The 12,094-nt window shown below is 68.2% G+C and carries 10 protein-coding genes and 1 riboswitch; of the genes, 3 read left to right on the top strand and 7 right to left on the bottom strand.

Going from position 1 to position 12,094, the window contains the following annotated elements; all coding sequences use genetic code 11:
• Nucleotides 1–136: 136 nt before the first annotated feature.
• The 4 genes from groL to thrC all read right to left on the bottom strand — a co-directional run bounded on the left by groL (nucleotide 137) and on the right by thrC (nucleotide 4,407).
• Nucleotides 137–1,762 carry a chaperonin GroEL gene (groL, locus tag OG430_RS27385; RefSeq protein ID WP_327355257.1) on the bottom strand — a complete coding sequence of 542 codons (1,626 nt, stop codon included), beginning with the start codon at nucleotides 1,760–1,762 and terminating at the stop codon, nucleotides 137–139.
• Between the two features lie 330 nt (nucleotides 1,763–2,092).
• On the bottom strand, nucleotides 2,093–2,296 hold the full coding sequence (locus OG430_RS27380; RefSeq protein ID WP_003949956.1) for a cold-shock protein: 204 nt from the start codon (nucleotides 2,294–2,296) through the stop codon (nucleotides 2,093–2,095).
• Between the two features lie 426 nt (nucleotides 2,297–2,722).
• A complete protein-coding gene (locus OG430_RS27375; protein WP_327355256.1) occupies nucleotides 2,723–3,001 on the bottom strand; it encodes a MoaD/ThiS family protein in 279 nt (92 codons plus the stop codon).
• Nucleotides 3,002–3,096: 95 nt separating this feature from the next.
• The gene (thrC, locus tag OG430_RS27370) at nucleotides 3,097–4,407 is read right to left on the bottom strand and encodes a threonine synthase (RefSeq protein ID WP_327355255.1); all 1,311 of its coding nucleotides are present in this window, start codon (nucleotides 4,405–4,407) and stop codon (nucleotides 3,097–3,099) included.
• A 17-nt stretch (nucleotides 4,408–4,424) separates the two neighbouring features.
• Nucleotides 4,425–4,567: riboswitch (SAM riboswitch) on the bottom strand.
• Between the two features lie 153 nt (nucleotides 4,568–4,720).
• Here thrC and OG430_RS27365 point away from each other — a divergent pair.
• The 3 genes from OG430_RS27365 (at nucleotide 4,721) to OG430_RS27355 (ending at nucleotide 9,289) form a co-directional block, all read left to right on the top strand.
• The gene (locus OG430_RS27365) at nucleotides 4,721–5,662 is read left to right on the top strand and encodes a glucosyl-3-phosphoglycerate synthase (RefSeq protein ID WP_327355254.1); all 942 of its coding nucleotides are present in this window, start codon (nucleotides 4,721–4,723) and stop codon (nucleotides 5,660–5,662) included.
• Nucleotides 5,663–5,700: 38 nt separating this feature from the next.
• Nucleotides 5,701–7,794, top strand: a complete 2,094-nt coding sequence (locus OG430_RS27360) for a DUF7927 domain-containing protein (protein WP_327355253.1) — start codon at nucleotides 5,701–5,703, stop codon at nucleotides 7,792–7,794.
• Nucleotides 7,795–7,900: 106 nt separating this feature from the next.
• Nucleotides 7,901–9,289, top strand: coding sequence for an alpha,alpha-trehalose-phosphate synthase (UDP-forming) (locus OG430_RS27355; protein ID WP_327355252.1), 1,389 nt, complete (start codon nucleotides 7,901–7,903; stop codon nucleotides 9,287–9,289).
• 77 nt (nucleotides 9,290–9,366) lie between these two features.
• Here OG430_RS27355 and otsB read toward each other — a convergent pair whose 3' ends face one another.
• The 3 genes from otsB to OG430_RS27340 all read right to left on the bottom strand — a co-directional run bounded on the left by otsB (nucleotide 9,367) and on the right by OG430_RS27340 (nucleotide 11,931).
• Nucleotides 9,367–10,221, bottom strand: a complete 855-nt coding sequence (gene otsB, locus OG430_RS27350) for a trehalose-phosphatase (protein WP_327355251.1) — start codon at nucleotides 10,219–10,221, stop codon at nucleotides 9,367–9,369.
• A 143-nt stretch (nucleotides 10,222–10,364) separates the two neighbouring features.
• The gene (locus OG430_RS27345; protein WP_327355250.1) at nucleotides 10,365–10,595 is read right to left on the bottom strand and encodes a DUF3263 domain-containing protein; all 231 of its coding nucleotides are present in this window, start codon (nucleotides 10,593–10,595) and stop codon (nucleotides 10,365–10,367) included.
• Between the two features lie 61 nt (nucleotides 10,596–10,656).
• On the bottom strand, nucleotides 10,657–11,931 hold the full coding sequence (locus OG430_RS27340; protein WP_327355249.1) for an extracellular solute-binding protein: 1,275 nt from the start codon (nucleotides 11,929–11,931) through the stop codon (nucleotides 10,657–10,659).
• Nucleotides 11,932–12,094 lie beyond the last annotated feature (163 nt).

Genomic DNA, 12,094 nt, shown 5'->3' with positions numbered 1-12,094 from the left:
CACCCCAGCTCCGCAGGATTTAGGGAAGGGGCGGGGAGGGGCAAAAAACCGCGAGGGCGGCACCCTCCCCCGAAAGGGAAGGCACCGCCCTCGCGTACAGCCAGCGAGCTAGCTATGAACGCCCGATCCGCGAGGATCAGAAGTCCATGTCACCGCCCGGCATGCCACCCGGAGCACCGCCGGCAGCGGCCTTCTCCGGCTTGTCGGCGATGACGGCCTCGGTGGTGAGGAAGAGCGCAGCGATGGACGCGGCGTTCTGCAGAGCGGAACGCGTGACCTTCGCCGGGTCGATGATGCCCTCGGCGATCATGTCGACGTACTCACCGGTCGCGGCGTTCAGGCCGTGACCGACGGGCAGGTTGCGCACCTTCTCGACGATGACGCCACCCTCGAGACCACCGTTGACGGCGATCTGCTTGAGCGGGGCCTCAAGGGCGAGACGCACGGCGTTGGCGCCGGTCGCCTCGTCACCCGTGAGCTCGAGCTTCTCGAAGACCGAGGAGGCCTGCAGCAGGGCCACGCCACCACCGGCGACGATGCCCTCTTCGACGGCCGCCTTCGCGTTGCGAACGGCGTCCTCGATGCGGTGCTTGCGCTCCTTGAGCTCGACCTCGGTCGCGGCACCGGCCTTGATGACCGCCACGCCGCCGGCGAGCTTCGCGAGGCGCTCCTGGAGCTTCTCGCGGTCGTAGTCCGAGTCGGACTGCTCGATCTCGGCGCGGATCTGGTTGACCCGGCCGTTGACCTGGTCGCTGTCACCGGCACCGTCGACGATGGTGGTCTCGTCCTTGGTGATGACGACCTTGCGGGCACGGCCCAGAAGGTCGACGGTCGCGTTCTCGAGCTTGAGACCGACCTCCTCGGAGATGACCTCGCCACCCGTGAGGATCGCGATGTCGTTCAGCATCGCCTTGCGGCGGTCGCCGAAGCCCGGAGCCTTGACGGCGACGGACTTGAAGGTGCCCTTGATCTTGTTGACGACCAGGGTGGAGAGCGCCTCGCCCTCGATGTCCTCGGCGATGATCAGCAGCGGCTTACCCGACTGCATGACCTTCTCGAGGAGCGGGATCAGGTCCTTGACGGAGCCGATCTTCGAGTTGGCGATCAGGATGTACGGGTCGTCGAGGACGGCCTCCATACGCTCCATGTCGGTGGCGAAGTACGCCGAGATGTAGCCCTTGTCGAAGCGCATGCCCTCGGTGAGCTCCAGCTCCAGACCGAAGGTCTGGGCCTCCTCGACCGTGATGACGCCTTCCTTGCCGACCTTGTCCATCGCCTCGGCGATGAGCTCGCCGATCTGGGTGTCGGCGGCGGAGATGGAGGCCGTCGAAGCGATCTGCTCCTTGGTCTCCACGTCCTTGGCCTGCTCGAGCAGGGCGCCCGAGACGGCCTCGACGGCCTTCTCGATGCCGCGCTTGAGGGCCATCGGGTTGGCACCGGCGGCCACGTTGCGCAGGCCCTCGCGGACGAGCGCCTGGGCGAGAACGGTGGCGGTGGTCGTACCGTCGCCGGCGACGTCGTCCGTCTTCTTGGCGACTTCCTTGACCAGCTCGGCGCCGATCTTCTCGTACGGGTCCTCGAGCTCGATCTCCTTGGCGATGGAAACACCATCGTTGGTGATCGTGGGGGCGCCCCACTTCTTCTCGAGGACGACGTTGCGGCCCTTGGGGCCAAGGGTGACCTTGACGGCGTCGGCGAGCTGGTTCATCCCGCGCTCGAGACCGCGCCGTGCCTCCTCGTCGAACGCGATGATCTTGGCCATGTGAAGTGGTCCTCCCGGACAGGGGTGGATTGCTCCGGATCGTGTCGGCGCCCGCGACGGACGGCCTGCATCCCTTGTGGTTCCTTGCCCCACCCGGTCTGCGGACCTCACCGGCCCGATCCAAGTCGTGAAGAGTGAGAGTTTGTCACTCTCACTCGTAGAGTGCTAACGCCAATGATTAGCACTCGCCTATGCCGAGTGCAAGCGAGTCTCGAAGATCCCCAGCTCAGAGGGGTCCGGACACAACAGACCCCGGACACAGCGGAGGGTCCGCACCCCTATGGGATGCGGACCCTCCGTCACGTCGTTGCAGAAGCGCGCCGGCGCGATCTAGGCTGCTACGCGGACCATGTCCGCCTGCGGCCCCTTCTGGCCCTGCGAGATCTCGAATTCAACTCGCTGACCCTCTTCAAGGGTGCGGTATCCGTCCATCTGGATCGCGCTGTAGTGGACGAATACATCCGCACCACCGTCGACCGCGATGAAGCCGTACCCCTTCTCCGCGTTGAACCACTTGACGGTGCCCTGAGCCATGCCTAACTCCCCTATTACTGGCCCTTGCACAGATCCGCACTTCGCGGATCCGGGTCAGACCTCACCCCCCGACAGGTGGGGGTGTGCGCCGGAACGCGTCGACCGCCGCTGAATGTATCTGTCCAACTGCCGTCTGCAACAGGTCAATCGGACGAGAATTCTGGGCACGCCTGATCGGTAATATGTGGAGAATTTGGCCCGACTCAGGGCAACTCGGGCCTGACAAAGGGAATGAATAGCGCAAATAGCGTGAGCACTTTGGCTACTTCTCACCGTGCACGCGGAGAGTTCTCATATGCTCCCGGCACTCTCCATGCACGCTCTGCGCCAATGGCGAACCTGTATTCCCAACTGTACCGCGCTCAACCATGCAGAATTGCCCCCTCCACTTCTCGTGGAGAGGGCAATTCGGATAACTGAGGGTGATCAGCAACCGCCGGCGACCGCGGGGATGATCGAGACGCCCGCACCGTCCGGGGTCGCGGTGGCGAGGCCCTGCTCGAAGCGGACGTCGTCGTCGTTCACGTACACGTTCACGAAGCGACGCAGCTTGCCCTGGTCGTCCAGGACGCGGGCGGCGATCCCGGAGTGGTTCTTCTCCAGGTCGGCGATGACATCGGCGAGGGTGGCCCCCTCGGCCGCGACCTCGGCCCGGCCGCCGGTGTAGGTGCGCAGGATGGTGGGGATGCGGACGTTCACGCTCATGGTGTTCACCTGTCTAGATCCAGCCCGTCCGGCGTTTGAGGACATCTTTTGAAGCCGGCGGCAGCCTTACGGGAAGGGGCGGGGTGGGGGAAAAATCAGCTGTCGAGACCAGCCGCACGGAACGCGTCCAGCGAAGGCTTGATCACGGCAGTGGCCTGCGAGGTCTCGGCAACGGCGTCGAGGGTCTTGAGCCCGTCACCCGTGTTCAGCACGACCGTCGTGAGGGTCGGGTCGATGAGCCCGGCCTCGACCAGCTTCTTGGTCACGCCCACCGTCACACCACCGGCGGTCTCCGCGAAGATCCCCTCGGTCCGGGCGAGCAGCTTGACCGCCTCGACGACCTGCTCGTCGTTCACGTCCTCGATCGCACCACCCGTGCGGCGCGCGATGTCCAGGACGTACGGACCGTCCGCCGGGTTGCCGATCGCGAGGGACTTGGCGATGGTGTTCGGCTTCTGCGGCCGTACGACGTCGTGGCCGGCCTTGAAGGCGACGGACACCGGCGAGCAGCCCTCGGCCTGGGCACCGAAGATCTTGTACGGCTTGTCCTCGACGAGGCCCAGCTTGATGAGCTCCTGCAGACCCTTGTCGATCTTCGTGAGCTGGGAGCCCGAGGCGATCGGGATGACCAGCTGGTCGGGCAGCTGCCAGCCGAGCTGCTCGCAGATCTCGTACGCGAGGGTCTTGGAGCCCTCGCCGTAGTACGGGCGCAGATTGACGTTGACGAAGCCCCAGCCCTCGCCCAGCGGGTCGCCGATGAGCTCGGAGCAGAAGCGGTTCACGTCGTCGTAGTTGCCGTCGATGGCGACGAGCTCGCCGCCGTACACCGCGGCGCTGACGACCTTGCCCTGCTCCAGGTCGTGCGGGATGAAGACGCAGGAGCGGAATCCGGCGCGGGCGGCCGCGGCGCCGACGGCACCCGCGAGGTTGCCCGTGGAGGAGCAGGAGAGCGTGGTGAATCCGAAGGCGCGGGCGGCCTCGAGGGCCTGGGCGACGACGCGGTCCTTGAAGGAGTGCGTCGGGTTGCCGGAGTCGTCCTTGACGAACAACTTGCCCGGCTCGACGCCGAGTTCGCGCCCGAGGTTGTCGGCCTTGACCAGCTTGGTCCAGCCCGGGTTCAGGTTCGGCTTGTCGGTGACGTCCGCGGGGACGGGCAGGAGCGGCGCGTAGCGCCAGATGTTCTCCGGGCCGGACTCGATCTTCTTGCGCAGCGCCTCGGGGTCACCGACGGGGAGGTCGTACGCGACCTCGAGCGGGCCGAAACACAGTTCACAGGCGAAAATGGGACCGAGCGCGAAGCGCTCGCCGCATTCGCGACAGGAGAGTCCGGAGGCAGGTCCGAGATCGACGGTGTTCGCAGCGCCTTCGACGGAGGTCGTAGCGGCTTCAACAGTCTGTACAGCCATGATGGCGAGGCCCTTTCTCCTCATCTTCCTCATGGCGAACGTCGCCATGAGACGGATTTGGCACCTTCCCGAGTCAGGGCCTCGCGTCGCGCAGCGAGTACTGACTGGAGGGTTGCCGGGGCTTCAACGGGCCGTTTCCCTCTGCCCCTCTGGATGAGCGGTATTCGGTTGTCAGCAGGGACCCCCGGCATGCGGTGGTCATCTGCGTTGTTCAAGACTGTAACCGAAGGCCCCAACCGTTGAGATAGTCGTCCGAACCGCGAGATGGATCACACCGGACCACACCGGACCACACCCCTGGGAGTAGGCAGACGTGCTGGAAGAGGTGGAGCGCTGGCTCGAGAAGCGCTCCTGGTCGGCAGCTGACCGCCCGCTTGCGCAGGTCATCGCGGCCAAGCGCGGCACGACGGTGAGCGTCGTGCTGCCCGCGCTGAACGAGGAGGAGACGGTCGGCGACATCGTCCGGACGATCCGGAGCGAGCTGATGACGCCCGCCGCTCCGCTGGTCGACGAACTGGTCGTACTCGACTCGGGCTCCACCGACGGCACCGCGAAGATCGCGGCCGAGGCCGGGGCGCGGGTGGTTGCGCGGGACTCGGTACTGCCCCGGATACCGGCCGTGCCCGGCAAGGGCGAGGTGCTGTGGCGCTCGCTCATGGTCACCGGCGGTGACATCGTCTGCTTCGTCGACGCGGACCTGAAGGACTTCTCGCCCGACTTCGTCTCGGGGATCGTGGGCCCGCTGCTCACCGACCCCGAGGTGCAGTTCGTCAAGGCGATGTACGACCGCCCGCTGGGGGACGCCCCCGGTCAGGGCGGCCGGGTCACCGAGCTGGTGGCCCGCCCGCTGCTCAATCTCCACTGGCCCCAACTCGCCGGATTCGTCCAGCCGTTGGGCGGCGAGTACGCGGCCCGCCGGGAGCTCCTCGAGCGGCTGCCGTTCCCCGTCGGGTACGGCGTCGAGCTGGGCCTGCTCGTCGACGCCCTGCACACCGTGGGCCTGGACGCTCTCGCGCAGGTCGACGTGGGGGTCAGGAAGCACCGGCACCAGGACGGGCAGGCGCTGGGGCGGATGGCCGCGGCGATCTACCGCACCGCCCAGCTGCGGCTCTCCCGAGGTCATCTCGTACGGCCCGCGCTCACCCAGTTCGAGCGGGGCGAGGACGGCTTCGTACCACAGACGCATCCCGTGGATACGGAAGAGCGGCCTCCGATGCGCGATATCAGTGAGTACGCGGCGCGTCGCGCTGCATAGGCTAGGCAATTCGGAGCATTTGTCTAGCTTTACCACTTATGTGGCTCAGACATCAGACAGGAAGGCCGCGGCGCCGCAGCGCCGCTACCCGGATCGCCGGTGCGGCGATCGCCCTCGCAACCGCCATCACCGGCCTGGGTGCGGCGAACCCCGCGTCGGCGGAGGTGATCGAGCCCTTCGCGAAGCGCTACGACGAATCCCTCTACGGGGACTTCAAGACCATCGGCAACACGGTCCTCGACTGCCCGACCAGCCCGCCCGACGTGGTCGCCGCCTGCAAGGAGACCCAGGCGGCCCAGGGCACCAAGAACAACAACAACTTCGTCGAGCGGCGCATCAACGCCTCCAGCCTGACGGGCACCTTCGACTCCAGCACCGGCCAGGTGACCATCCCGCCCGGCGCGAAGGTCGACTACGCGCGCCTCTTCTGGGGCGGCAACGCCGGCACGCACCGCTTCGGCAGGACCGTGCGGAACATCTGTGACCTCAACCGCGAGGGCAACCTGCCGGTCGACTACGCTCCCGGCGACCCGCTCACCACTCGCCCGATCATCCGGGTCGGTGGCGGTACGCAGTCCGAGGTGAACGTCGAGAACGCGGTCCGCACCCCCAACGCCACCCAGGGCCCGCACTACTACACCGCCGAGGCCAACGTCACCAGCTCCTTCGCGGGCGCGCCCACCGGCAGCCCCGTCGAGGTCGCCGTCGGCAACGTCTGGGCGCCCACCGGGCAGGGCTGTGTCGGCGGCTGGTCGCTGACCGTCGTCTACAAGTACGACGCCCCCAATGACCAGTACGCACCCGACCGCCGCAACGTCTACATCTGGGGCGGCCATGTCATCCAGCGCTCGGTGCGCACGCGGGCGGAGGCCGCCACGACGATTCCGGTCGACGGCTTCCTGCGGACCGAGGGCGAGATCCACGCCGCCGTGACGGCGTACGAAGGCGACTGGAACACCAGGGGCGACCAGTTCCTGGTCGACGGCCAGCCCGTCACCGAACCGTCCAATGGCAGGAAGGACAACTTCTTCGTCAGCGAGGACGACGGCGCGGTCAGTCCGAAGTACAAGAACAACCTGAGCGTCGACGCCAAGGCCTTCGAGGTGCCGGACGGCGCGATCCCGGAGGGCGCCAGATCGGCCACGCTCACCTTCACCAGCACCGGCGACGTCTACGTCCCCTCGCAGCTGGCCCTCTCCGTGCCGGTGCCGGACCTGGAGGTCACCAAGACCGCCAGCCCCGCGAAGGTCGCCCCGGGTGGCACCCTGACCTACACGGTCAAGGCGAAGAACATCAGCAAACTGCCGTACCCCGGCGCCAAGTTCTCGGACGACCTGACGGACAACCTGGACGACGCGACGTACAACAATGACGCGAAGGCGTCCATGGGCGACGTCTCGTACAGCGAACCCAAGATCAGCTATCTCGGGGACATCCCGGCCGGTCAGACCGCGACCATCACCTACTCGGTGAAGGTCAACGACCCGAAGACCGGCGACGGCAAGCTGAAGAACAACGTCGACGTCGAGTCGCCGCGCTCCAACTGCGAGAACGGCTCCACCGATCCGAGCTGTGGCAGCACCCCGCAGATCGTCGACCCGAAGCCGCCGGTGGTGCCGCAGCTCCAGATCATCAACAGACCCAGCGATCCGGTGGTCCCGCCGTGCTCCTCGGTCACCAACACCATCACCCTCACCAACAAGTCCGCCTACCCGCGCAAGGCCGCGCAGATCCGCTTCCCGGTCAAGCCCGGCGGCACCCCGAAGCCGAGCAGCGGGACGATCACCAAGTCGGGCGGGTTCTACATCTGGAAGGGCGATGTCCCCGCGCACGGCAAGGTCACCATCAAGCAGCTGGTGAAGGCGTCCTGCACGCCCGGCGGCGTCGTGGTGATCACGGTGACGGGTGACGTGCCGAAGACCACCTGCCCGATGACCAAGCGGGCGGGCGGCGGCACCGACCCGTGCACCTCGGTCATCATCAGCAAGCGCGTCCAGGGTCGCGCCGTCCCGCCCCAGCTGGCCGAGACCGGCGGCGACGAGCGGACGCTGTTGTACGGCGGGCTCGCGGTGGTCCTGTGCGGACTCGGCGCACTGGCGCTGGCTGCCGCGCGTGGGCGTGATCGCGACTGATCCCGTCTGATCGCCACTGATCCACTGGCTTGATCGATACGGCCGGGCTCCCTCCTGGAGCCCGGCCGTACGTTTGAGCGTTTACGGCACGGGCTAGGTTCGCGTCATGGCTTCCGAGCACGGTGCAACGGTTCTTGTCGCGTCCAATCGCGGCCCGGTGACGTATGCCGTACGCGACGACGGCGGCCTCGACGCGAGGCGGGGCGGCGGCGGTCTGGTGTCCGGCCTGTCTGCGATCGGCTCCGACGCGGACTCGCTGTGGATCTGCGCGGCGCTCGGCGAGGGCGACCGGGAGGCCGTGCGGCGCGGGGTGGCGGAGCCCGGCGTGCGGATGCTCGCGATCGACCCGGACGTATACGCCGACGCGTACAACGGCGTCGCCAACTCGACGCTCTGGTTCGTCCACCACCTGCTCTACCAGACCCCCCTGGAGCCCGCCTTCGGGCCGGAGTTCCAGCGCCAGTGGGAGTCGTACCGCGCCTACAACCGGGCCTTCGCCGAGGCGCTCGCGGCGGAGGCCGCGCCGGATGCGGCGGTGCTCGTGCAGGACTACCACCTGGCCCTCGTCCCCGGCATGCTGCGGGAGTTGCGGGCCGACCTGCGGATCGGGCACTTCTCGCACACGCCGTGGGCGCCGGTGGACTACTTCCGGATGCTGCCGGACTCCGTCGCCGAGGAGCTGCTGCGCGGGATGCTCGGGGCGGACCGGCTGGCCTTCCTGACCCGGCGCTGGGCCGACGCGTTCGTGGCGTGCGCCTCGGAGGTGGTCGGCGGGGTCGGGGACACCCGGATCGGGGTGCACGGGCTCGGCGCCGACGCGGACTTCCTGCGGGAGCGGTCGCGGCAGGCCGATGTGGAGTCGCGGCTCGCGGATCTGCGGGCGCAAGTGGGCGGGCCCGACCGGCGGACCGTCGTGCGGGTCGACCGGACCGAGCTGTCCAAGAACATCGTGCGCGGGCTGCACGCGTACCGGCTGCTGCTCGACTCCCGGCCCGAGTGGCGGGGGCGGGTGGTGCACATCGCGTTCGCGTACCCGTCGCGGCAGGATCTGGCGGTGTACCGGGAGTACACGGAGGAGGTCTCGCGGCTCGCCGAAGCGATCAACTCCTCGTACGGGACGGCTGATTGGACCCCGGTCCTGCTCCATGTGAAGGACGACTTCGCGCGGTCGCTCGCGGCGTACCGGCTGGCCGATGTGGCGCTGGTGAATCCGATTCGGGACGGCATGAACCTGGTGGCCAAGGAGGTGCCGGTCGTGTCCGACGAGGGGTGTGTGCTGGTGCTTTCGCGGGAGGCAGGGGCGTGTGCGGAGCTGGGTGAGGACGCGCTCGTGGTCAACCCGTATGACGTTTCCGGGACTTGTGAGGCTCTGCATGAGGCGCTCCTCATGGCTCCGGAGGAGCGGGCCTCCCGGACGAAGCGGCTCGCTGCCGCGTCCACCGCGTTGCCGCCTGCCGCGTGGTTCCTGGATCAGCTGGAGGCGTTGCGGGGCTGACTTAGTCAGCCCGTCCGGCGTTTGAGGACAGTCTTTGAAGCCGGCGGCAGCCTTACGGGAAGGGGCGGGGTGGGGAACTAAAGGCGCTCAGCCAGCGCGGACAGAAAGCCGACCACCGCCCCCGGCCCGGCAAGGGCCAGATCCGCCCGCTCCGCGAGCTCCGGCACATCCACGCTGCCGCTGCACAGCAACAGCCCGGCCATCCCATCGGAGCGAAGCTTCTCCACCGCCGCGAACGCCGGCAGATCGCCCAGATCGTCCCCGGCGTACAACACCGACTCCGCCCCCACCTCCCGCGCGTACGCGGCAAGGGCGACCCCCTTGTCCATCCCCGGCGGCCGCAACTCCACCACGAACCGCCCGGGTTCAGCGATCAGCCCATGCCGGGAGGCCAGCTCGGCCAGCGGCCCGCGTACCGTCTCGAACACCTCGGAAGGGTCGTCCGCGCGGCGCGTGTGCACGGCGACCGCCCGCCCCTTCTCCTCGATCCACGTCCCCCGCCACGCCCCCAACTCCTCCAGGAACCCGGGGAGTTCGGCCCGCACGGCGGCAACCCCGGACGGTACGTCCGGCGCGGTCACCACGCCGGACACGGCGTCCCAGCGCTCGGCGCCGTAATGGCCGAGGACGACCAGGTGCTCAAGGCCCGGCACCCCCGCGAAGCCGCCGTACCGCACGGCCACCCCGGCGGGCCGCCCCGTGACCACCGCCACCGAGGCCACGCGCGGGGCGAGCGCGGCGAGGGCCGGGACCGCGCCGGGGTGGGCGCGGGCCTGCTCGGGGTCGGGGACGATCTCGGCGAGGGTGCCGTCGAAGTCCAGGGCGATCAGGGCCCGTTCGGGCCGCGCCAGGAGCGCGGCGAGGCCCTCGCGGCCGGCGGGCGTCGAAGGGGACGGCAGGTCAGGCGTGCGCGGGTGCGGATGGCTGGCCATGGCTTGACCCTATCGAGCGGGGGCGGGGCGCACCCATGCTCTATCGGGTCACGATCGACGCTGTATCCGTACTCGCATCCGTACTCGCATCTGCACTCGCATCCGCACCCGTGTCCGTACTCGCATGCGCACTCGCGCCCGCGTCACTGGCGGCGCTCGCGCCGCTCGTCCCTGATCCGGCGCAGCCGGTTGACCGTCACCGGGTCGTGGGCCAGGGCGCGCGGATCGTCGAGCAGCGCGTTCAGCAACTGGTAGTAGCGGGTGGGCGATATACCCAGCTGCTCCCGGATCGTCCGCTCCTTGACGCCGGCCGAGGGCCAGCCGCGCCGCTCCACGGCAAGAACGGCAAGGTCACGGTCGCTGAGCTCGGTCATGCGAAAAACCCTAGCCGCGCCCACTGACAACGGGCGCGGCCCCACGGGGAGCAGGCGAGGCCTACTCCTCCTCGCTCTGCGCCGCCACCGCCTCGTTCTGCAGCTCGGTCAGCACCGACCTCGGGTTGCCGCCCTTCTCGACGGTCTTGCCGATCTGCTGCTTGATGTCCGCGTTCACCCGCGCCCAGGACGTCTCGCCCACCGGGTAGAACTCCGACGTCGGCAGCTCGTCGAGGAATTCCTTGAGGTGCTTCTGCTTGGGGTCGGCGCCGATCGCCTCGGCCGCCGAGACGGTGACGGGCGGGATGCCGTAGCGCTCGGACCAGTCGACGACGTTCTTCTGCTCGTAGACGAAGTCGAGGAACGTGCCGATCTCCTTCTGGTGGCCGTTCTGCTTGAAGGCCATCATCCAGTCGGCGACGCCCAGCGTGCCCTTGGCGTTCCCGTTGATGCCGGGCATCGGCGCCGTGTCGAAGTTCAGGCCGGCCTCCTTGGCCTGCTTGAGTAGCGCGGGGTGCCCGCTGAGCATGCCGACCTCGCCCTTCGCGAAGGCGTCGAAGGCGTCCTGCCGGTTGAGCTTGCCGGGGGCCACCGGACCGGTGAGGTCCGCGCCGACCAGGTCGTCCCGCAGCCACTCGAAGGTCTTGATGTTCTCCTGCGAGTTGATCCGGTACGTCCCGGATCTGTCGGTGTAGCCACCGCCGCCCGCGAGCATCCAGATCATCGCCTCGGCCTGCGCCTCCTCGCGTCCGAGCGGCAGCGCGAACGGGTACTTGGCGTGCCCCTGGCTCTTCAGCCGCGCGGCGTCGGCCGCGAGTTCCGTCCAGCTCTCGGGGGCGTCGGAGATGCCGGCCTTGGCGAACAGGTCCTTGTTGAAGAAGAGCAGCCGGGTCGAGGAACCGAAGGGCATGCCGTACTGATTGCGCCGGTACTCGCCCGCGTCGGTCAGCTGCGGGAGGAAGTCGGACTGGGTACGGATGGAGAGCACGTCGTCCGCGGCGTACAGCTTGTCCTGCGCGGCGTAGTCGGCGTACGCGCCGATCTGCGCGAGGTCGGGCGCCTTGTCGTCCTTGACCATCTCGGCGACCTTGGCGTCCACGTCGCTCCAGGAGTAGACGTCGACGTCGACCTTGATCTTCGGGTTCTTGGCCTCGAAGTCGGCGACGAGCCCGTCCCAGTACTTCTGCGAGCTGTTGGCGGAGCTGTCGCCGTAGTTGGCCGCGACGAGCTTGAGTGTCACCTCGTCGGAGTCGCCGGACGAGCCGCAGCCGGCCAGCGTCACCGTCATGCCCAGTGCGGCTGCCGCCGCCGTCAGCCCCGTAATGCGCCGCTGCACCGCTGTTCCCACCCTTGCTGGTTCCGTTCCGGACGCGGCGAGTTTCCCCAACGTCCTCGCACAAGGTCTACACCACTCACATATCGCTTGTGCAACGAAGGGCAGCCATTGCCCGCCCACGGCCCCGACTGCTATGCACATCACGTCGATCGACACCCTGCTC

It is taken from the genome of Streptomyces sp. NBC_01304 (genome assembly GCF_035975855.1).
Classification (GTDB): Bacteria; Actinomycetota; Actinomycetes; order Streptomycetales; family Streptomycetaceae; genus Streptomyces.
This window is presented reverse-complemented; position numbering and strand designations above follow the sequence as displayed.